At 67.3% G+C, this 22,173-nt stretch carries 15 protein-coding genes; 1 reads left to right on the forward strand and 14 read right to left on the reverse strand.

Annotated elements, in window-relative coordinates; genetic code table 11:
• Positions 1-58: 58 nt before the first annotated feature.
• From gspD to DGN21_RS16455, 13 genes are all read right to left on the reverse strand, one after another.
• The gene (gene gspD / locus DGN21_RS16395; RefSeq protein ID WP_215824998.1) at positions 59-2,356 is read right to left on the reverse strand and encodes a type II secretion system secretin GspD; all 2,298 of its coding nucleotides are present in this window, start codon (positions 2,354-2,356) and stop codon (positions 59-61) included.
• Positions 2,353-3,144 carry a type II secretion system protein XpsN gene (gene xpsN / locus DGN21_RS16400; protein WP_024939113.1) on the reverse strand — a complete coding sequence of 264 codons (792 nt, stop codon included), beginning with the start codon at positions 3,142-3,144 and terminating at the stop codon, positions 2,353-2,355. The genes gspD and xpsN overlap by 4 nt, the downstream gene beginning before the upstream one ends.
• Positions 3,134-3,787 carry a type II secretion system protein GspM gene (gene gspM, locus DGN21_RS16405; RefSeq protein ID WP_016901906.1) on the reverse strand — a complete coding sequence of 218 codons (654 nt, stop codon included), beginning with the start codon at positions 3,785-3,787 and terminating at the stop codon, positions 3,134-3,136. Before gspM ends, xpsN begins: the two co-directional genes overlap by 11 nt.
• Entirely contained in the window at positions 3,771-4,892 is a 1,122-nt protein-coding gene (locus DGN21_RS16410; protein WP_029219000.1) for a PilN domain-containing protein, read from the reverse strand. The genes gspM and DGN21_RS16410 overlap by 17 nt, the downstream gene beginning before the upstream one ends.
• On the reverse strand, positions 4,889-5,740 hold the full coding sequence (locus tag DGN21_RS16415) for a type II secretion system protein GspK (protein ID WP_016901924.1): 852 nt from the start codon (positions 5,738-5,740) through the stop codon (positions 4,889-4,891). The genes DGN21_RS16410 and DGN21_RS16415 overlap by 4 nt, the downstream gene beginning before the upstream one ends.
• Entirely contained in the window at positions 5,737-6,372 is a 636-nt protein-coding gene (locus DGN21_RS16420; RefSeq protein ID WP_016901925.1) for a type II secretion system protein J, read from the reverse strand. Before DGN21_RS16420 ends, DGN21_RS16415 begins: the two co-directional genes overlap by 4 nt.
• A complete protein-coding gene (locus DGN21_RS16425; protein ID WP_029218999.1) occupies positions 6,369-6,785 on the reverse strand; it encodes a prepilin-type N-terminal cleavage/methylation domain-containing protein in 417 nt (138 codons plus the stop codon). The genes DGN21_RS16420 and DGN21_RS16425 overlap by 4 nt, the downstream gene beginning before the upstream one ends.
• A complete protein-coding gene (locus DGN21_RS16430; RefSeq protein ID WP_104570683.1) occupies positions 6,782-7,291 on the reverse strand; it encodes a GspH/FimT family pseudopilin in 510 nt (169 codons plus the stop codon). Before DGN21_RS16430 ends, DGN21_RS16425 begins: the two co-directional genes overlap by 4 nt.
• Before the next feature lie 10 nt (positions 7,292-7,301).
• Entirely contained in the window at positions 7,302-7,733 is a 432-nt protein-coding gene (gene gspG, locus DGN21_RS16435) for a type II secretion system major pseudopilin GspG (protein ID WP_024939118.1), read from the reverse strand.
• A 123-nt stretch (positions 7,734-7,856) separates the two neighbouring features.
• A complete protein-coding gene (locus tag DGN21_RS16440; RefSeq protein ID WP_047129329.1) occupies positions 7,857-9,074 on the reverse strand; it encodes a type II secretion system F family protein in 1,218 nt (405 codons plus the stop codon).
• Between the two features lie 175 nt (positions 9,075-9,249).
• Positions 9,250-10,977: a type II secretion system ATPase GspE gene (gspE, locus tag DGN21_RS16445; protein WP_160955010.1), complete on the reverse strand. Its 1,728-nt coding sequence runs from the start codon at positions 10,975-10,977 to the stop codon at positions 9,250-9,252.
• A 129-nt stretch (positions 10,978-11,106) separates the two neighbouring features.
• Complete coding sequence (locus DGN21_RS16450) at positions 11,107-12,990, reverse strand: diffusible signal factor-reguated S8 family serine peptidase (protein WP_016901936.1); 1,884 nt, start codon at positions 12,988-12,990, stop codon at positions 11,107-11,109.
• Between the two features lie 221 nt (positions 12,991-13,211).
• Positions 13,212-19,739, reverse strand: a complete 6,528-nt coding sequence (locus tag DGN21_RS16455; protein ID WP_126966644.1) for an ESPR-type extended signal peptide-containing protein — start codon at positions 19,737-19,739, stop codon at positions 13,212-13,214.
• A gap of 211 nt (positions 19,740-19,950) precedes the next feature.
• Between DGN21_RS16455 and DGN21_RS16460 the strand changes: the two genes are divergently transcribed.
• Entirely contained in the window at positions 19,951-20,289 is a 339-nt protein-coding gene (locus DGN21_RS16460) for a hypothetical protein (protein WP_215824999.1), read from the forward strand.
• Here the strand turns inward: DGN21_RS16460 and DGN21_RS16465 are convergent.
• Positions 20,283-22,163 carry a S8 family peptidase gene (locus tag DGN21_RS16465; protein ID WP_215825000.1) on the reverse strand — a complete coding sequence of 627 codons (1,881 nt, stop codon included), beginning with the start codon at positions 22,161-22,163 and terminating at the stop codon, positions 20,283-20,285. The genes DGN21_RS16460 and DGN21_RS16465 overlap by 7 nt on opposite strands.
• Positions 22,164-22,173 lie beyond the last annotated feature (10 nt).

The following is a 22,173-nucleotide window of genomic DNA, read 5'->3' on the forward strand; positions in this document are numbered from 1 at the left end:
AATTCCGCGACCGCAATCACAGAAAAAATAACCTTGACGATTAATAACTTATTTCCTATCAATTATTTTTCCCGGGATGAAGAGGCTCCATCGCACGGAATCGTTGGCCGTATTCGTCGGTGAGATTGCGCGCTTCCTGCGGGTTGCGTACGATCGACGGGGTGATTAGCACGATGACTTCGCGGCGGTTGTTGTCGCGGGTTTTGCTGCCAAACAGGGCCCCTACAACTGGCAACTTACTTAGGAACGGCACGCCGGAGCTGCCATCGGTCGTGCTGTCATCGATCAGCCCAGCCAGCATCATGGTGTCGCCACTCTGCACTGCAGCTTCAGTCTTGACGCGACGTGTATTGATATCGACGTTGCAGGCAGCGCTGTTGACTGTGGTGGTTGCCGCCGCCGTACACGCTGCAGGTCGTGCACCAGGTGTGCTGACTTCCTGCACGATATCCAGGAACACCATGCCGTCCTTGGTGACCCGCGGACGCACTTTCAGGATCACACCAGTATCGATGTACTGCACCGAAGAGAAACTGCTGTCGCTGCCCAGACCGGTGTTGATCGAAGTGGAATTGATCGGAATTCGTGAGCCAACATTGAGCGTGGCCTCGGCGTTGTTACGCACAAACACCGATGGCGTCTGCAGCAGGCGGACATTAGTCACGCGGTCCAGCGCGCTGATGACGGCTGCGGCATTTTTGCCAAGGAATGTCCAGCCAACGCCGTTGCCAGTCACGCTACCAGCAATGTCGCCCCAGATATTACGGCCCGCAGCCGGTGGCAGGGCAGGGCCGCCACTGCCATCGGCATTGAACGGTGTTGTCACCGCATTTTCGAAGTACCAGTTCACGCCATAACTTAGCTCGCCGGTCAGATTGACCTCCGCAATCTGCGCTTCGATATGCACCTGCATCGGCATCACATCGAGCTTTTCGATGACGTCGCGGATCGAATTCCACGACTGCGGCGTGGAGCGCACCAGCAAGGTATTGGTTTCGGCCACCGCCGACACGCCGACCTTGTCGCCTTCCACTTCCAGCGTCACCGCGCCATTGCCGTTGCTGCGCGGCGACAGCTGCAGGCTGCCGTTGCCCAGTCCACCGCTGCTGCTTCCACTGCCGCTGCTGCCGCCGAAGCTGCTGCCGGAGGAGCTGCCATCGCTGCTCTCGCCGATGCTGCCGCCGGTGGTGCCCGAGCTGCCGCCCATGCTGCTGTCGCGGTTGCCCAGCGCGCCGCCGAGCACGCTGGTTTCCGAGCCCGGGGCCAGCGAGGCGTTGGAGTCGCTGTTGTTGCCGCGCCCACCGAACACTTCCGACAGGCGGTCGGCCAGGTCCTTGGCCTTGATGTACTTCAACTCGTACGAGAACAGCCGCACGCCGCCACCGGCGCTGTCGATGCGGTCCAGCCACTGCTGGATCTGGTCCAGGTAACGCGGCTGCGGGGTGATCACCAGCACCGCGTTGGCGTTTTCCAGCGGCATGAAACGGAACATGCCGGCGCTGGGTGTCTTGCTCTGCTCGCCGAACACCTTCTCCAGATCGGCCGAGACCTTTTCGGCCTTGCCGGACTGGATCGGGAACACACCCACCGACATGCCCGACAGCCAGTCCACATCGAAGATCTGCACGGTGCGCAGGTAGTTTTCCAGCTCGGCGCGGGTGCCGCCCAGGGTGATCACGTTGCGCGAGGGATCGGTGCCGACGATGGCGTTCGGGCGCGCATAGGGCTCGAGCACCTTCTTCATTTCGCTGGCGGAGATGAACTTCAACGGCACCACGCGCACTTCGAAACCGCGCGCGGCAGACGGCGATGCGGTGCTGGGCGCGACGGTGCCGGCCAGCGCCTGGTCGGCCGGCACGATGTTGTAGCGGCCGCCGCTGAACACCATGCGCGCGTTGTTCCAGCCCAGCACCATTTCCAGTAGGTTCAAGGCCTGCGCCGGCGAGACCGGATTGGGCGTGGCCAGGGTCACGGTGCCCTGCACGCCGGGGGCGATGACGTAGTTCTGCCCGAGCATGTCGCCCAGGATCGCCTTGACCACCGCCTGCACCGATTCGCCTTCGAAGTTGAAGGTGGCGCTGCCGCTGCTGGCCATGCCCAGCGTCGGTGCCGGCGCGCTCGCAGCGCTCTGATTGATCATGGTGCCGCTGCCACGCCGGATCACCGGGGTGGGCTTGGCACTGGCATTGCCCTCGGCACGTTGCTCGGCGGTGGTCTGGGTGGCGCCGGCGGCGCCGACTTGCGGGTCCAGGCGCGCGTCGCGGCGCACGTCCGGCGGCGGAGTGGTGGCGCAACCGGCCAGCAGGCCGATCAGCAGGGGCACGGGAAACAGGCGCTGCGTCATGCGTTCACTCATTGGGTCTGACCGGGGGTAGAGCCGCTCTGGCGCTGCTGTTGCAGCTGGCGGCGTCGGGCTTCGATACGTTCGCGGATGGCGCGCATCTGATCATCGGAGGGGCGTGGGGCTTCCTGGGCGCCATCGCTGCGCTGCGGCGGCACCGTCGGCGGTGTCTGCCCACCGGGCTGCTGTGGCGGCGTGGCGGGCTGGGTCTGCGGCGGCTGCGTCGGTGCGACCGCGGCGGCATCGGGCGACGGTAATGGCGGGACGGCGCCGGCAGCGCCACGCGCGCCCGCATTGGCGGTGGGCGGTTGCCCGCCCAGGCCGTTGAACACGTGCAGCTCCAGTGTCTGGGTGCCGCCGGGGCCTTCGATGGTTGCGCTGCGCGGCTGCAGGGCGAGCAGGCGCCAGCCCTTGACCGCTTCGCCGCCCAGCTGCACCCGCACCGAATCCTGTGGATCCAGCGTCAGCGTGGCCATCTTGAAGTTGTCCGTCAGCAGCACGCCGGTCAGGCGCACCGTCGAGGCGGCGCTGCTGCCGTCGTTGCCGGACAGGAAGAACGGATGCGGCAGGCGGTCTTCGGCGAAGGCCGGATGCGCGGCGATCTCCGAATATTTTTCGAACGCGCCCAGCCGTTCCGGCGCTGGAGCCGGCAGGGTGGGCAGGCGCTGCACCAGCGCCGGGTCGTCCGGCAGCAGCTCCACGCGCTTGCCCAGCCCGGCCACGGCCAGCACGCACACCAGCAGCGCCCAGCCGACCACGGTGGCCAGCAGCCAGGTGCGCAGGCCGATCATGTCAAGGCGCATTGCTGGCCTCCGCGGCGTCGGGGGCGGCGGGCGCGGCGTCGGTGTTCAACGGCGCGGCGCTGGCGCCGGGGCGCAGGTAGCCGGCCAGTTCGAAGGCGATGTCCAGGCCGTTGCCGCTTTCGTTGGGCGAGAGTTGGTAGCGCTGCGCCATCACGTTGAGGTTGTCCACGAACAGGCGCGGGGTGCCGTTTTCCAGGCTGTACAGCACCGAGGCCAGCTCCGGGGTGCCGCAGCGCAGGCGTACCTGCACCGCGACGCGGGTGAAGCGGTCCTTGCTTTCCGGCTGCAGCGGCGAGCGGTTGCTGATCGCGCAGCTGCGGTTGCCGGGGCTGGCTTCCACCACCGCGCGTTCCAGCCGCTGCACCAGGCCGGCCGATGCCAGTTCGGCCGAGGTTTCCGGCAGGAAGCCCGGGCGACTTTCCAGGGTCTGGCGCGCCTGGCGTAGCCGTTTGCTGACTTCCGGCGCCTGCTGCAGTTGCACGCGCACGCGCAGCTCGCGCTCGCGCAGCGCTTGCAGGTCGTCCTGCACCGCGATCATCGGCTGGGTGAACCAGGGGTGCACCAGCACCAGATAGGCCACGCCGATCACCAGCAACAGCAGGCCCAAAGCGATCCAGCGATCGCGCTTAACGCTGCGTGGCATCGGCCGCCTCCTTGGCATCGGGGCCGGCCAGTTCGGCGGTGATGGTGAAGCGGTCGACGTTGCGACCGGCATCGCTCTGCAGCACACCGGTCAGCGAGGGCGTGCGCCACAGCGGCGAGCCTTCCAGGCGCCGCACCAGCGAGGAGGCTTCGTTGCTCAAGCCGATCAACTGCAATTGCCCACCTTCGACCGAGAATTTTTCCAGGTAGGTGCCGCCCGGCAGACGCCGGCTCAGTTCGTCCCAGATTTCCACCGAGGTGGGGCGGGTGGCACGTTGCTGCTGAAAGAAGTTGGCCCCTTCGACCAGATCCAGCAATTGCTGGCGTTCGGCGGCGACCTGGCGCGCACGCGCGGCGTTGGCCTGCACCTTGGCACGCAAGTCGTCGGCGGCCTGGCGGCGGTTGTCCAGCAGCAGCCAGCCGGCCACGGCCAGCAGCACCAGTGCGGCGGCAGCGAGCAACAGATTCCAGCGCTGCATCGGGTCGCTGCGCCGCAGCCGTCGTGCCGGCGGCAGCAGGTTCACGCCCAATGGCAGGCCCTGCGCATTGGCGACATCGATGCCGGACAAGGCGCTGGCCCATGCGTCGGGCACGCCGTCCGGGCCATCGATCAGGCGCCGCGGCACCACCACCAGTTCGGCATCGAGCTGACCGTCTTCGCGCACGTCCAGCACGCGCGCATCGAAGTACACCTGGTCGGCAGTGAACGGGGTTTGCCGATCGATCTCGAAGCGCGCCACATCCTGCAGGCGCGCCGCTGCCGCAGCAGGCAGGCGCAACGGACGACGCAAGGCATGCGCGGCCGGCAGCAGCCAATGCCGCGGCAGGCCTTCCAGCGCGGTCGGCAACAAGGCATGCACTTCCTGCGGCTGCACCGGCCACGGCAGGCTGGCGATGGTCTCGCTGCTGTGATCGCGCTGACGCAGCAACTGCAACGCCTGCCCATCGGGCTGCAACAACAGCCGCGACGGCGACAGGCCCAACTGCCATTGCCAGCGCTGCGGCAGCCAGGCCAGCAGCGATTGTTGCCACCAACGCCAGAAGCCTCCGGCTCCCGGCATGGCGCGTACGCCGATACGACCCAAGGTGTCCCGCCATGCGGTCATTGCACTGCTGCTCCCTCTTCCCAACGCAACACGGTATATGCAGACCCAGGTAATGCGGACGCACTGGTGGAGACCACCGCCCGCAACACAGCCTCGCGTCCCTGACTCAGTCGCGCCCGGCTCTCGATACTATAAGTGTCCGACCCACCGACCGTCGCCTCGCTGCCCGGCAAACCCGGCGGCGCGTCACGCTGGGCCAGCAGTTGCCGCGCATCCAGGCCCATCGCGGTCAGCACCGGGCCCGGCGCAAAGCGCGCTTCGGGGCGCGAGCGTCCGCTGTACAGGGTGAGGTTGGGCAACAGCTTGCGATACAGCTCGCCATCCATTCCCAGCACCAGGCGCAACTCGCCCAGCGTTTCGAACGGGCCATCCTTGGCACCGTATGGCAATCCGGCATCGGCATAATCGCGGTCTTCCGCGCCACCGCCGGGCTGGCTGAGCGAATCGCCATCGCGCCAGTCGACGATCGCGCCGGCAATGCGCGTATCGCGGCCCTGCTCGCCACCGACCGCGCGTACCAGGCCGGCCAGCAGCGCGGGCTCGGCCATGTTCAAGTCCACCTTGCCGCTTTCATCGGTAATGCGGATCTCCACCGTGGCATCGTCCATCTGCCAACGATAGCGCCGGCCGTCTGCAAGCCAGCGTGCCTGGGTGTCGGTGCTTTGCAGGCGGGACAATGCGTATTCCAGCCCGGAGCGCGCATATTCCTGCGCCTGCGCGCCATTGCGCAGCATGCTGCCCTGCAGTGCTTCCACCCGCGCGGTCAGCGCGAATGCGCCGATCATCGCGGTGAGCAGCGCAATCAGCCACAGCACCAACACCAGCGCGGCACCGCGCATTGCGCTCATTGCCCTGCTCCCGGGTTGCTGGATTGCGGCAAGGCCACCACCAGCGGCGGCCAGGCGGCACCGCCGCTACGGATCTCGATGCGCACCAGCAACGGCAGACGGTCGTGCCATTCCCACTGCGGCAACCATGCGCTCAGGCGGCCGCTCTGCGGATCCATGCCGCGATACCGAAAGCTCACCTGCTGCACGTCTTCGGCAAGTGTTTCCGGCGGCAGCGTGGTGCCCTCTTCGATCGACTTGCCCGATTGCAGCATGGTCAACGCGATCCGCAGCGTGCGCTGCTCGCCATCGCCGGCCACCGACAGATCGTGCAGGTACGGCCCACCGCGGCCCAGGTAATCCGGTACATCGGCGGCAAAACGCAGGCGCTGCGGTTCGCCGATGAACAGCATCGGCTGCTGACTCTGCGGGTCGATGCCCATTGCGATCGGCAGTGCCGCCGCCAGCCGCCGGCGCAGGAATTCTTCCACCGCACGCACGCGTTCGCTGCGCTGGGCAATCGCCTCGCCGCGCTGGCTGACCGCACTGGCCGAGCGCAAGGTGGCAAACGCCAATGCCAGCCCGCCGACCAGCAACATCGTCGCCAGCAACACTTCGATCAAGGTGAAGCCGGCACTGCGCGAGCGACTCATGGCGCGCTGCCCGGCTGCGCCGCAGCCACCAGCCGCAAGGTGCGCCACTGCAGGACCTGATTGGGCTGCTCGCCCCAGCGCACCACCAGGGTCAGCTGCAGCAGCGTGTGCGCGCCGGGGGAGACCGGCGCCTGCGGATTGCGTCGCGGCTCGTCGTACGGGCGCACATCCATCGACCAACGGAAATGCCCGTCTTCGAAGGTGCCTTGCTGCTGCTCGGGCACCAGCGGTTTGTCCATGCCCTGCGCTGCCAGCAACGATTGCGCATGCAGGGTGGCGCGCGTGCTCTCGTCGGCCGCGCGCACCTGACGCGCGGCACCGGACAGCGATCCCAGCAACAGACTCAACGCCAGCGCCAACAACGCAAAGGCGACGATCACCTCGATCAGCGTGTAACCGCGCTGGCGCTTCATGGCGACGGCGTCCGCAACTGGCCGGAACGCACTTCGCCGGTGATCCAGCCCACGTCCACGCGCCAGGTCGCATCCTTGACGCGCAGATCGATGCGCCCGCCGGTGGAGGCGCCATCGGGGAAGAACTGGATGGCGCCCTGATCCTGCCGCGACTGCACCTGCCGCGCGCCGGTGAAACGCACCTCCAGCGACGACGGCAGATCGCCGTGATGGCCGCCGGGTGCTTCCCAGCGGCGCTGCTGCGGATCGATCAGAAACCGCTGCGGCGTGCCGGTGGCAATCGCCTGGGTGCGCGTATAGCGCAGCTGCGAGGCGATCGCCTTGCCGGCGGTGCGCAGGCGCATGCCGTCGATTCCGCCGTTGAGCGCGGCGGCGGCCAATACGCCGGCCATCGCGATCAGGGCGATGACCAGCAACATCTCCAGCAACGAACTGCCACGCGTGCGGGGACGACCAGGGCCGACCACTCCATGCGGATGACGCAACGGCTGACACGCAACGCGCATGGCGAACGGCTTATTGGTACTTGATGTCCGCGTCGTAACTGCTGCCACCGGGGCGGCCGTCCTTGCCCAGGCTGATCAGATCGAACGGCTGGCCATCGCCGGGCGCGCGGTATTCGATGGTGTGGCCCCACGGGTCATTGAGTTCGGCCGGCTTGGCATACGGGCCCAGCCAGCCGCTGCTGCCACCGGGCTGGGTCACCAGATCATCGAGCTTGCTCGGCAACTTGCCGGTGTCGAGCTGGAAATTCTCGATCTTGCCGGCCAGGGTCTGGATCTGCGACTTGGCCAGGTTGGCCTTGCCGCGATCGGCACCACCGAGTACACGGCTGCCGACCAGGGTCAGCACCGCGCCGATCAGGACGATGACGATGATGATTTCCAGCAGGCTCATGCCGGCCTGGCCTGCACGCGACGGACTACGGGTGATGGAGCGCTTGATCATGAACGATTTCCTTGCACGTCGATGAAAGATGCTGCCGCCAGAAGATGACACGGCGGGCATTGCAATGGTTCCCGCATGGGTGTCGCGCGGTCACCGGAAAGTTGTTGTGAATCCGCCGCCACGTTATCCGATGGCATTGGTCAGGTCATACAGCGGCACCAGCACCGAAATGATGACAAGCCCCACTACCGAGGCCAGCACCAGCGTGATCAACGGCACCAGCGCGGCCAGCGCGCGGTCGATGGCTTGCGCGGTTTCCAGCTCGAAGGTGTCGGCGGTCTTGAGCAGCATCGTGTCCAGGGCGCCCGATTCTTCGCCGACCTGGATCATCTGCAGGGCCAGCCGCGGGAAGCGCTTGCCGCGTGCCAGCGACATCGCCAGGCCATGGCCGTTCTTGACGTCGTCGGCTGCGGCGTCGACATCTTCGACCAGCGCCAGATTGGACATCACATTGCGCGCAATGCCGATCGCCGCCAGCAGCGGCACGCCGTTGCGCAGCAAGGTGCCCAGCGTGCGCGTCAGCCGTGCGGTTTCCAGGCGCGCGATCAGGCTGCCGACCACTTTCTGCCGCAGCAACCACTCGTCCAGCGCGGCACGGAACGCGGCATTGCGGCGCTTGCGATCCAGCCACAGACCGAGCACGCCCGGCACCACGATCAACACCACCCACCAGTCGCGCACCAGCAGGCCCACGCTCAACACCGCCTGGGTGAACCACGGCAAGGCCACGTCTAGGCTTTCGTACATCTGCGCGAACTGCGGCACCACATAGCCGAGCAGGAACAGCAGCGCGCAGCCCACCACCGCCAGCAGGATCGCCGGATAGATCAGTGCGTTGATCACCTTGCCGCGCAGCGCACGGCTGCGCTCCAGGTAATCGGCCAGGCGCTGCAGCGTGTCCTGCATGCTGCCGCCGGCTTCGCCCGCACGCACCATGTTGATGTAGAGCTTGGAAAACAGCCCGTGCTGGCGTTCCAGTGCCGAGGACAGCGGCGCGCCGCCACGCACGGTGTCGCGCACATCGCCGATCACGCGCCGGCTTTTGTCGTCTTCGGGCAGATCCATCAGGATCGACAACGCGCGATCCAGCGGCTGGCCGGCCCCGATCAGCGTGGACAACTGCTGGGTGAACTGCACCAGCGCGGCGTTGTCGAACGGCTTCTTGCGCAACAGCATGCGCAGCGACGGCGAGTCGTTTTCGCCGGTGGCCAGGCGCGTTTCCACCGGCAGGTGGCCCTGCTCCTGCAGGCGCAGCGCAACGTCCGCGTCGCTGGCCGCTTCCATCTGGCCATCGAGCATTTCGCCATGGGCGTCGAGCGCTTTGTAGCGGTACAGGGGCATCAGGCTGGACGGCCGAGAGTGGGGAATCGGGATTCGGGAATCGGGAAAAGCAGGATCCTGCGCTGCGTTGGCGCCACCGGGCGCACGCGCGCGCGCGCGCGACGCGTTGCCGGGACCTTGCCCTGCCTATCTTCCGATCCTGAGCATCCGATGCTCGCTGTGGCTCCGTTGACTCTCACGCATCCTCCGTCACGCGCAGCACTTCTTCGATGGTGGTCTCGCCGCGCAAGGCCTTGGACAGGCCGTCCTCGTACATGGTGCGCATGCCGGCCTTGCGGGCCAGTTGTTCGATCTCGCCCATGCCGGCGCGACGCATCACCGCGCGCCGCAATTCGTCGTTCATCACCAGGAATTCGACGATGGTGGTGCGGCCCAGGTAACCGGTCGGCGCGGCAGCCGAGGCGCGCGGACGATACAGGTAGATCTCGCCGTCCGGTTGCAGCCGGCGCAGATTGAAGCGTTCGATTTCTTCCGGCGATGCCACGTAGCGCTCGGCGTTGGCCAGGTCGAGTTTGCGCACCAGGCGCTGCGCCAGGATGCCGTTGATGGTGGAGGTGAGCAGATAGTCTTCCACGCCCATGTCGAGCAGACGGGTGATACCGCCGGCCGCGTTGTTGGTGTGCAGCGTGGACAGCACCAGATGGCCGGTGAGCGCGGACTGGATCGCGATGCGCGCGGTTTCCAGATCGCGCATTTCGCCGATCATGATGATGTCCGGATCCTGACGCACGATGCTGCGCAGCGCGTTGGCAAAATCCAGCCCGATCTGCGGTTTGGCCTGGATCTGGTTGATGCCTTCGATCTGGTATTCCACCGGGTCTTCGACGGTGATGATTTTCACATCCGAGGTGTTGAGCTGGCTCAACGCGGTGTACAGCGTGGTGGTCTTGCCCGAACCGGTCGGGCCGGTCACCAGCATGATGCCGTGCGGTTGCTCCAGCACCTTGCGGAACTGCGGCAGAAACTCTTCGGTGAAGCCGAGCTTGTAGAAATCGAACACCACCGTTTCGCGGTCGAGCAGGCGCATCACCACGCTCTCGCCGTGCGCGGTGGGCACGGTGCTGACACGCAGATCCAGCTCCTTGCCCTGCACGCGCAGCATGATGCGGCCGTCCTGCGGCAGCCGGCGTTCGGCGATGTTGAGCTTGGCCATGATCTTGATGCGGCTGATCACCGCAGCGGTGAGCTTGGCCGGCGGGCTTTCGCCTTCCACCAGCACACCGTCCACGCGGTAACGCACCTTGAGCCGGCTTTCGAACGGTTCGATATGGATGTCCGATGCGCGCAGTTCCACCGCGTGCTGGATCACCAGATTCACCAGCCGGATCACCGGCGCTTCGGACGCCAGGTCGCGCAGCGCTTCGATATCGTCGCTGCTGTTGGCATCACCATCGGCGGTTTCCACGATGGTGCCCATCGCGCTGCGGCCCTGGCCGTACCAGCGCTCGATCAGGTCATCGATTTCCGAGCGCAGGCCGACCTGCAGCAACAACGGGCAACCGGTCGCAAGCCGCACCGCGTCGATCGCGTAATCGTCGTAGGGATCGGCGATCCACAACTCCAGCCGGCCATCGCGTTCGCCGACCGGGCATAGATGAAATTGTTTGAGGAAGCGCAGCGACAGTCCCTGCACTTCCGGCAGCATTTCCGGTGGGGTATCGCCGAGCTGGCGTGCATCCACCAGCGGCAGACCCAGCACATCGGCGCAGGTCTCCGCATGATCGCGTTCGGACACCAGGCCCAGACGGCCCAGCAAGGCCAGCAGGCCCATACCGGATTCGGTCTGCAACTGGCGCGCGCGCAGCAGATCGGTGTCTTTCAGACGACGGCGTTCAAGCAGCGCTTCGACGATGCGTGTCTCCGCACTGCGATGCTCAATTGGATCGACGGCAACCGCGTTCACACTCGTCTCCACTGGTCCGGCGCCGACTGTAGCAGTTTGCCGCGACGATCAACCGTACGCATCTGAATCGCCCTGAAAAACGATGCCCCCGGTGATTGGCCGGGGGCATCGGTCACACTATGAGACGGCTTACTGTCGTGCGACGAGCGTCAGCTTCGCGTAGTCGGCAGCGCCCACCAACTTGATGTAGTAGGTGCCGGCCTTGGGGGCAGTGAAACGCACGGTTTCGCTGTTGCCCGGGCGGGTCGACTTGGCGTCGTAACTGGTGGCGCTGGGCTCGGCTTCATGGCTGACGTATACCGACACATCGCCGGTGCCGCCATAGGTCATGAAGCTGAGCACGGCACCGGCCTTGGCTTCGAAGCTGTACAGCGTGGAACTGGCGTAAGCACCGCTCAGGCCGGTCAACGGGGCCTTATTGGTCAGGGCGATGGCGGTCGGCGCGCAGCTCTCGGTGGCCGGATCGCAGGGCTCCACCAACACCGCTTCCAATGCGGCCTTGGCATCGACGATGCCGCTGCCGATCGGGGTGCTGGCCGGCGGGGTCACCGGGAAGCGACGGCTGGTCTGCTTGAGCAGGGCTTCCACCGCGGCCGGGGTCAGCGGGCCATCGCCCAGACCGATCGCCGCGCTCTGCACCAGGGCGACGACACCGGCCACGTGCGGCGATGCCATCGAGGTGCCACCCAAGCCCATATAGGTATAGGTGCCCGAGGTCGGCGTGGTCGCACCGGTGTAGCCGGCCTGCCAGATGTAACCGCCCGGATTGCCGTCCACGCTGCCACCGCCGCCCGGGCCGGACAGGTCGACCTTGCTGCCGTAGTTGGAGTAGTAGGTGATGCCGCCGGTGATGCGTGTGGCACCCACGGTGATGGTGTTGTTGCAGCTGGCCGGCGAATGGTTGGCCGCATCTTCGCCGCTGTTGCCGGCCGCTACCACCACGGTGGTGCCGCGCGCGACCGCGCCGTTGATCGCCAGCTGGGTGGCCGAATCGCAGGGCTCGCCGCCGCCCAGGCTCATGTTGATCACCTCGGCCGGGTTGGTGTTGGCCGGCACGCCAGCGACCGTGCCGCCGGACGCCCAGACGATCGCATCGGCGATGTCGGAGGTGTAGCCGCCGCAACGGCCGAGCACGCGCACCGGCAGGATGGTCGCCTTCGGCGCCACGCCAGCCATGCCCACACCGTTATTGGTCGCCTCGGCCACGGTGCCCGAGACGTGGGTGCCGTGCCAGGAGCTCTCCTGTGCCACCGAGCCGTCATAGCAGACGTTGTCGGCCTCTTCCCAGTCGCCGTAATCCAGCGCGCCCGGCACGCGGGCATCGGTGGGACGACGCGAGACTTCGGCATCGGTGATGAAGTCGTAACCCTGCAGCAGGTTGCCGGCAAAGTCGGGATGGCCCGGCAGGATGCCGGTATCCAGCACTGCCACCACCACGCCCGCGCCCTGCGACAGATCCCAAGCGGCCGGCGCATTGATGCCGCCGTTGGGGTTGCTCAGATGCCACTGGTACTGCGCGTACAGCGGGTCATTGGGGACCAGTTGCGGGGTCACGTCGGTGGCGGCGACGCTCTTCTTGATGTCGACCGGGCGCAGCATGCGATCGATCTGCACGTCGGCCACGGACGGGTCGTTCTTGAGCTCGACCACCACCTTGTCCACCTGGGCGGTGGTCAGCGTGCTGGACAGCTTGATCAGGTCCGAGCCGATGCCGAGCTTGCGCACATACGTCGCCTTGGCGGCGGCTGCGCTGCTGCGTGCGCCGGTGCTCGCACCGACACGGCCGACCGCGGCCTGCACCGCGCTCAGCTTGCTGGCGCGATCGGTCGCGGCAGCAGTGTTGTCCTTGTAGCGCACGATCAGGCGGCTACTGAACGCAGCGCCGGCCGATGCTGCCTGGGTCGGTTCCTTGACCAGCAGTTTCGGGGCAGCAGCGAGCGTGCCCGATGCACCGAGCGCCATCATCAGGATGGCGCCGGTCAGCGGGGAGAGACGGAAATTCTTGTCGATCACGGTGAAGTCCTCTTCGTGTTTTTCGTCGATCAGCTGGGAGCGGCTTGCGAACTGCGGCGCAACTGCGGTGCAGCGCGCTGCGTTCGATCAGCCACTCCTGGTAAGGCCATCACTCCATCGAATCCGTTGGCCGGCCCAGCCACGGTCCTTGCCCGCCCCCTCAGGCCTTGCTCTGGCGCGGCGGCGCACATCGGTGCCGCCGCGTGTCATGCAGCGGCGCGTTACCAGCCGAAGCCGGCACCCACACCGATCGAACTGTCGTCACCGCTGAGTGCGCCGCCCACCGTCAAGGTGGCGCGCGGGCTGATCGCACGCTGGTAGCCCACCGACAACGCCGATTCGCCGTTCTGGAAACCGACGCCGGCACCGACGCGGTTCTGTGTGGCGATACCACCGACGCTGGCAGCCATGTTCAACATCGCCGAACTCATCGCGCCCTGACGATCCAGGCGACGGTTCTGCCGACGCAGACGGTCTTCGATATCGCCCTGGTAGGTCTCGAAGCTGTCGGCCATCGCGTTGTAGCGGCTGTCGGTATAGCTGTTGGCCGCGGCAACGCCGTTGTCCAGCTGGCCCTTGTTGACCGCATCGGTGGCACGTGTGCCGGCGGCCACATTGGCCACCTGACGCTCGCCGCCGACGCTGCCCACCGACACCGTGTTGGCACGATCGGCAACCGACCCCTGACCCAGCGCGACCGCACCTTGCGCACTCGCACGTGCGCCCTGTCCGATCGCCGTGCCGGAGGCCGCACTGACCTGCGCGCCTTCGCCCATCGCCACCGCATTGGTCGCCACCGCGGCAATCTGCGTATTGGCGCCGACCGCGGTGCTGCCATCGGCATTGACGCGCGCATTGCTGCCGATTGCGGTGTCGTTGGGGCCATGCGCATACGCGCTGCCGCCGATCGCCGTGCCGGTCACGTGGTTGGCCACTGCGGCCGTGCCGACGGCGGTGGACGTTGCAGCCGGGGTGATGCTGCCGACCACTGCGGCGGTCGGCGTGCCCTGCAAGCCTGCGCCGGTATCGGCAACGGCGTTGCCCGACGTGCTCACTGCGCTCGCAGCCACTGCAGGCACCCCTGCAGTGCGCAGCGACAGCGTGCGTGCCGCGGTGCTGGCCGTTGCGGTACCACCGCGTGCATCCAGCTCGGTGACCTTGCTGTCCAACGCGGTCAATGCCGCACCGACATTGTTGTAGCTGGCACCCTGGATCACGTAGGTCGGCGCGACGAACACGCCCTGCGCACCGATCGCCGCGCCACCGCCGAGGAAGCTGGCGGCATTGCTGAGCGACTGGAACAGCTGGCCGCCATTGATCGCATCGGTACTGGCACCGGCAATCGCACCATTGCCGACGTTGACGATGCGGCGCGTGGCCGGGCCGCCGCGGCCATCGCCGCTACCCACCGAGACCACGTTGGCATCGTAGGTACGCGAGCCTGAGCCCAACGCCACCGAGTCGGCACCACTGGCACCGGCATTGGCACCCAGCGCCACCGCATTGGCACCGCTCTGGCGCACGAAGGAGTTGTAGCCCAACGCCACACCGTTTTCGCCGATGGAATTGGTCTGCCGGCCCATCGCGGTGCTGTTCACGCCGCTGGCGCTGCTGTCCACGCCCATGGCGCTGGCGCCGGTGGCCGAGGCGCGGCTGCCGGAGGCGATCGCCACGCTGCGTGCGCCGCTGGCGGTTGCACCGGCGCCCGCGGCAGTGGCGCGATCACCGGTTGCGCTGGCCACCCCTTCACCGGTGGTTTGCACCATGCCGTTGGTGGTCTGCACATCGGCCGCCAGGGCATCCAGCTGGCCCTTGTTGACCGCATCGGTCGCCGCCTGGCCGTCGCTGACATTGATGATGCGACGCGTGGCCGGACCGCCGCGGCCATTGCCGCTGCCGATCGACACCGTGTCGGCTTCGTAGGTGCGCGAGCCCGAGCCCAGCGCCACCGAATCGGCACCGGTCGCACCGGCGTTGGCACCGAGGGCCACACCATTGACCGCGCTCTGGCGCACGAACGAGTTGTAGCCGACCGACACCGCGTTCTCGCCGATCACGTTGACCTGACGACCGACACCGGTGCTGTTGATGCCGGTTGCCGATGCATCCACACCGACCACGCTGGCGCCGACCGCATCGGCGCGGCTGCCGCCACCCAGGGCAAGCGTATTGTCGGCAAGGGCCGCCGCGCTCTGACCGAGCGCGGTGGCATTGACGCCGTCGGCATACGAATTCCAGCCGATGGCGGTGGTGTAGTCGGCCGTGGCCCACGCGCCCGCACCGAATGCGGCAGCGCCGGTGCCGGAGGCACGCGCCGGGATGAAGCCGAAGAACGTGCTGCCGCCGACGGCCACGCTTTCTTCGCCGGTGGCCTCGCTGAATTCGCCCACGGCCACTGCACTTGCGCCGGAGGCCAGTGCGGCGGCACCCACGGCGGTGCTGTAGTCGCTGGACGCCACCGCACCATAGCCCAGCGCCGACGACAGCCTGCCGCTGGATTCGCTGTAACCACCGAAGGCGGCGCTGCCGACATTGGAGGCGGTGCTGCGGAAACCGGCCGCGGTGGCCTGGTTGTCCGATGCCACCGCTTCGCTGCCGAGCGCGGTCGCATAGGTCGAAATTGCCTGCGCGCCGGCACCGTTTGCGCTGGCGCCGACATCGCTGGCCAGGGCATTGCTGCCGACGGCGCTGCTGTTTTCGCCGGTGGCCTGGGCGTTGTTGCCCACCGCCGCTGCGCCGGTTCCGCTGGCCAGCGCACTCACGCCAACCGCCGTTGCGTTATCGACCACCGCCTGCGCACCGGCACCCAACGCCGTGGCGCCGGTACCGGTGGCATTGGCGCCCTCGCCTGCGGCCAGGGCGTTGTCGCCCTCGACGTAGGCACCGGCATCGCTGTCATCGCTGCCGCTGGCCTGGAAGTACTTGCTGGTGGATTGTGCGGTTTCGGCAACGGCGTTGAGCTGATCCAGATTCACCGCGTCGGTGCCCTGCGTACCGGCGGCCACGTTGGTGATCTGACGCTCGTTGCCGGCGCTGCCCACCGAGACTGCAAAATCGCGATCGGCCACCGAATCGGCACCCAGCGCCACGCTGCCTTCGCCGGTGGATTCGGCAAAATTGCCGAGCGCGGTGCTGTTGAGGCCCGGTGCCCATGCCGCGCCGCCGAGCGCGGTGGAGTAGTCCCCGGAGGCTTCAGTCGGCAACAGGCCGAGCAGGGCGCCACCGACCGACACGCTGTTGTAGCCGCTGGCCACGCTGCCCTGGCCGGCTGCAACGCTGTAGTCGCCGGTTGCGGTGGCATCGCCACCCACGGCCACGGTATTGGAGCCGCTGGCGGTGCTGAAATTGCCCAGCGCGGTGCTGTTGAAACCGGTCGCACTGGAATAGCCGCCCAAGGCGGTGGAGTAGTTGGAGGTGGCCTCGGCACCGAAGCCGAACGCCGCCGCGCTGGTGCCATCGGCCACGCTTTCTGCGCCGACCGCAGTGGCCGACTCGCCACTGGCGCTGGCGAAATAGCCCACCGCGGTGGTTTCGCTGCCATCGGCCACGCTCAGCGTGCCAGCGGCCAGGGAACCATCGCCATACGCACCTGCCGCCGCACCCAGCGCGGTGCTCTGCGCGCCGGCGGCTTCGCTCTCGCCACCCACGGCCACGGCGTAATCGCCGCTGGCCTGGCTGAAGGCGCCGTTGGCAATGCTGCCGTAGCCACTGGCAGCGGCGTTGTAACCTGCTGCATTGGCGTACTGCGCGGTGGCGCTGGCACCGCTGCCGATGGCGACGGCGCCGATCGCAGTGGCCTGGCTGCTGGAACCGAACGCGCTGCTGTAATCGCCGTCCGCGGTAGCGTTGGAGCCGGCTGCGGTGGCGTCCTCGCCCTGCGCATCGGCTGTGCCGGTACCTGTGCCGGCAAACAGACGCGCAGTGGTTTCGGCGGTTTCGCCGACTGCGTTGAGCTGGTCCAGGTTCACCGCATCGGTACCCTCGGTACCGGCGGCGACATTGGTGATCTGGCGCTCGCCACCGACGCTGCCGACCGCCACCGTATTGTCGCGATCGGCAACCGCGCCGGCACCCAGCGCCACGCTGTTGTCGGCGTAGGCCACGCTGTCGGTACCCAGTGCCGTGCTGCCCTGGCCCCACGCCACGCTGGCCACACCCACCGCAGTGGATGCAGCACCGTTGGCAAGGCTTTCATAACCGAGTGCGGTTGCGCCGCGCCCGCTGGCGATACTGCTGGCACCCAGCGCCGTGCTGTTATCGGCGAGCGCCGACGCATCGGAACCTGCCGCAACGCTGTCGGCGCCTTCGGCAATTGCGGTGCCGTCACCGGTGGCGACGAACGTGCGCGCGGTGTTGGCGGCGCCATCGGACACTGCCGTGAGCTGATCCAGATTGACCGCATCGGTGCCTTCGGTACCGGCAGCGACATTGGTGATCTGACGCTCGCCGCCAACCGTGCCCACCGACACCGTGCTGGCGCGATCGGCCACTGCGCCGACGCCGAGCGCAACGCTGTTGTCGACCGCAATCCGCGCGCCGTCGCCGATCGCAATGCTGTCTGCGCCTTCGACGACTGCCTCGGTGCCGAGCGCAATGCTGCGATCGCCATAGCCGACTGACTGCGAACCGATGGCGATTGCACGCCCACCGCCGGCATAGGCGTTGTCGCCGATGGCGACCGAAACGCTGCCGCTGGCGGCCGAGGTGATGCCCACCGCGACGCTGCCCGCACCGTAGGCGGTGCTTTCCGCACCCACTGCGGTGCTGGTGTCGCCCCAGGCCACGCTGGCAAAGCCGAGCGCGGTGGATTCGAGGCCATTGGCGATGCTTTCGAAACCGATCGCGGTACCACCACGACCATTGGCCACGCTGGTGCCGCCGACTGCAGTGCCATAGAAACCCGACGCCGTGCTGTCGGCACCCACGGCAGTGGCATAGCGGTCGCTGGCGATACTGTTGAAGCCGAGCGCGGTGGCATTGTTGACATTGGCCACCGCACCACTGCCGACCGCAGTGGTGTTGACCGCTGACGCCAGGCTGCTCGAACCCAGCGCAGTGCTGTAATCCTCGTAAGCCGATGCATTGGAACCGGCCGCAACGCTGTCCACGCCTTCGGCAATCGCGGTGCCATCGCCGGTGGCCACGAACGTGCGTGCGGTGGTGGCGGCGACGTCGGACACGGCGGTGAGCTGATCGAGATTGACCGCATCGCTGCCTTCGGTACCGGCGGCGACGTTGGTGATCTGACGCTCGTCGCCAGCCGCACCCACCGACACCGTGTTGGCGCGCGTGGCCACCGAATTGGCGCCCAAGGCCACCGAGTTGGCGCCGCGTGCGGTGCTGTAGTAACCCAGCGCGGTGCTCAGCTCGCCGCTGGCCCAGGATTCCGGGCCGACTGCCGTGGCACCTTCGCCAGGTGCATAGGCGAAGTAACCCACCGCGGTGGCTTCGGTGCCGGAGGCTTCGCTGAGCGTGCCCACTGCCGTGGTGTAGCTGCCCGATGCGATCGCACCGGCGCCGAGCGCGGTGGAGGCTTCGCCGCTGGCCTGGGTCTGTACGAAGAAGCCCAGACCCGGGATGTAATCGACCGGACCACCGACAGCGGTGCTGCTGGTGCCGCTGGCGCTGGTCTGCGTGCCCACCGCAGTGGCGTAATCGCCCGCCGCATTGGCTACCGCACCGAACGCGGAAGACTGCGTCCCGGCCGCATACGCACCGACGCCGAACGACGAGGCGGCGAAGCCATCGGCATTGGCGCTGGCGCCGACTGCGGTTCCGCCGACGCCGGCACTGGTGGCGCCGGTGGTGACCGGCACGCCGCCGTTGGTGACCAACGGCTCGCCGTCTTCGTCCACGGCAGCGCCGCCCACGGCCACGCTGCCAGGGCCGTTGGCCTGCGCGTTATGGCCGAATGCCGCGCTGTTCTGCCCGGATGCGAGCGCATTGGCGCCGACCGCAGTGGCATTGTCGGCCACCGCATTGGCACCGGTTCCCAGCGCAGTGGTCGCCGTGCCTACCGCATTGGCGGCATCGCCGGCAGCCAGCGCGCTATCGCCTTCGACATAGGCGCCGACGCTGTCTTCGCCCGGGGTCGCCTTGAAGAACGTGGCCGTGTCTTCGGCCACATCGGCCACGTCGCGCAACTGCGCCACGTTGACCGCGTCGGTGGCGTTGACGCCGGCGCCGACATTGGTGATGCGGCGCGTGGCCGGGCCGCCGCGGCCATTGCCGCTGCCGACCGACACCACATCGTCTTCGTGGGTGCGCGAGCCTGCGCCCAGCGCCACCGAGTTGGCACCGGTCACGCCGGCGTTTGCACCCAGCGCGACGCCGTTTTCGCCGCTCTGGCGTACGAAGCTGTTGTAACCGATGGCCACTGCGTTCTCGCCGATCGCATTGGTCTGGCGGCCGATCGCGCTGCTGTTCACGCCGCTGGCGCTGCTGTCGGCACCGCTGGCGAGCGCGCCGGTGGCGCTGGCGCGGCTGCCGGCGCCGACGGCAGTGGCGTTGGCGGCAGGTGCCGATGCGCCGCGGCCGACCTCGACCGATTGCGCCATTGCAGAAAGCGGGAGTGCGATGCCGGCGCTACCCAGCGCCAGGGCGATCGCGGCAACCAGGCAACGGCTCTGGCGGCGGTCGATGAATGCGGCGGTGCTCACTGCGCCCGGGCTGTCGCCGCTGGCCAATTCCGATGCCACGGCCCACACGCCTAACGATTTGTTCCAGACCTTGCGATAAATCCGATTCATCGACGCACTGCTCCTGAATGTTGGGACTGGTTTTTTGACGAACACCCACCATCGCGAGGCGTTCCAGCCGCTGCGGTTCCCCGTGGTGATTGGCGCCATGGGCCAAATGGCAGTGCGCGGGAAGCTGCACCCTGGGTAGTCAAAAAGTGAACGCTACCCAACCATAGAACTGAGCGAAGTGTTAACAGCGGTCAAATCAGGCGTCAAGTTTTTGACAGAAAGCGAAGTTGAACGTGCGTTCCATCACACTTCTGCTTGCTTTTATTCGTTTTTTGATAATTCTTTGGAAAACAGCGATCTAGGTCATGTCTTGAGAGACATTTCCAAGCTGAATGCGCATGTCCGCAGCAGACAAAAAAGCCCGCTGGCAGGACGCCAGCAGGCTTGGTTGCGCAAAACCGCGCGCCGAACAGGTCAGGAATCGGACCAGCGCTCCCCGCGCCGACCACTCAGCCCATCATGGTGCACGACGAGAGCGGTTTTGCCCGCACCGTTGCGTCAGGAAACCGACGTCAACACCCCCTCGCGCCGCCATGTGTCGGATCACTGACGCGCCAACAGGCTCACTCCATCGAAGCCGCTGCCGTCGAGCCGGATGAAATAGGTCCCGGCACGCGGTGCGGTGAAGCGCACCGTCTGGCTGGTTCCGCTGCGGCTGGACATGCCGTCGTTGTCGGTCGCGCTCGGCGCGCGGCCCAAGGCGACATACAGCGCCGCCTGCCCGCTGCCGCCGAAGCTGATGAAGCTCAGCACCGCACCCGCGTTCGCCTCGAAGGCGAATACACCGGCATCGCCGGCCACATTGGACAAGCCGCGCTCGGGCACGCTGTTGCGCAGCGTCTGCGCATCCAGCTGGCAGCCCAGATCGCCGCTGTCGCAGCGACGCAGTGCACGATCGATCGCCGCACCGGCATCCACGATGCCGGTGCCGGCCGGCGTGCTCAACGGCAACTGCACCGGAAACGCGCGTGCACTGCGCTTGAGCAGGCGTTCCAGCGCCGCAGGTGTCAGCGGCGGCCTGCCATCGGCGATCAGCGCGCTCTGCACCAGTGCGGCAGTCCCCGCCACGTGCGGGGAGGCCATCGAGGTTCCGGCAAAGCCGGGCCCGATGTAGTCGAATTGGCCGGACGTGGGCGTGGTCTTGCCGGTGTAGCCGGTCTGCCAGATCCAGCTGCCGATCGGGCCGTCGTACAAGGTGTCGGTTGCCAGATCGCGTGCGCCACCACCGGGTGCGGCCAGATCGATCAAGCTGCCGAAATTGCTGTAGTACGCCAGGCCGCCGGTCAGGCGGGTGGCCGCCACCGACACCACATTGGCGCAGTTGGCCGGCACCGCACTGGACACATCCGAGCCATCGTTGCCGGCCGCCACCACCACGGTGGTACCACGCGACACCGCACCGTCGATCGCCGCCTGCGTGACCGAATCGCAGGGGCCAAAGCCGCCCAGGCTCATGTTGATGATTTCCGCCGGGTCGCGATTGTCCGGCACACCCTCCACATGCCCGCCGGACGCCCACACGATGGCATCGCTGATATCCGAGAACGAACCGCCGCAATGACCGAGCACGCGGACCGGCAGCACCTTGGCCTTGTAGGCCACGCCGGCACCGCCAATGCCGTTGCCGGTGGTTTCGGCGATCGTGCCGGCCACGTGGGTGCCATGCCAGGAGCTGTCATGCGCCGCGGAAAAAATGCCGCACTCGCCGTCTTCGGCCTCCCAGTCCCCACGGTCCAGCGCACCCGCCACGCGCGCATCGGTCGGACGTCGCGACCGGCCGGCATCGGTGATGAAGTCGTAGCCCTGCAGCAGATTGCCGGCCAGATCCGGGTGCGCCGGCAGGATGCCGGTGTCGATCACCGCCACCACCACGCCCTCGCCCTGCGCGGTCTTCCACGCCGCCGGCGCATCGATGCCGCCGACCGGATCGGTGAGATGCCATTGATTGCTCGCCAGCAGTGGATCGTTGGGCAAGCTGCCGCCGCTGCTCTGCAACGGATAGGCGCGTGCATCGATCTGTGCATGTTCCACCGCCGGATCGGCTTGCAGCTCGCGCACCAGGCGGTCGGCGTCGCTGCGGCTGAGTTGCGTGGGCAACCGGATCAACTCTCCACCCACCGCCAGGGTACGCACATGCGTCGGCGTCGCCTGCGCGCCGCTGCGCGTGGCCGACGCCAGGCGCACTGCCGCGCGTGATGCCGCCGCAGTGATGGTGGCCGTGGACGCGGCGCCGACGGTGCGCGCGCTCACTGTGCCGCTGCGATAGGTGACGATGATGGCGTCGACCGGCGCATCGCGCATGGCCTGCACTTGTTGCGCGCTGCGCATGCCGTCTGGTGTGGCCGCGCTGGCGAGGCCGCCGGCGAGTGACAGCACGGCGCTGCAGGCAATGGCGAGGGTTCGGGAACGATGGGTCTGAATCACGATGACGTCC

The organism is Xanthomonas sp. MLO165, from assembly GCF_018831305.1.
Taxonomy (GTDB): Bacteria; Pseudomonadota; Gammaproteobacteria; order Xanthomonadales; family Xanthomonadaceae; genus Xanthomonas; species Xanthomonas arboricola.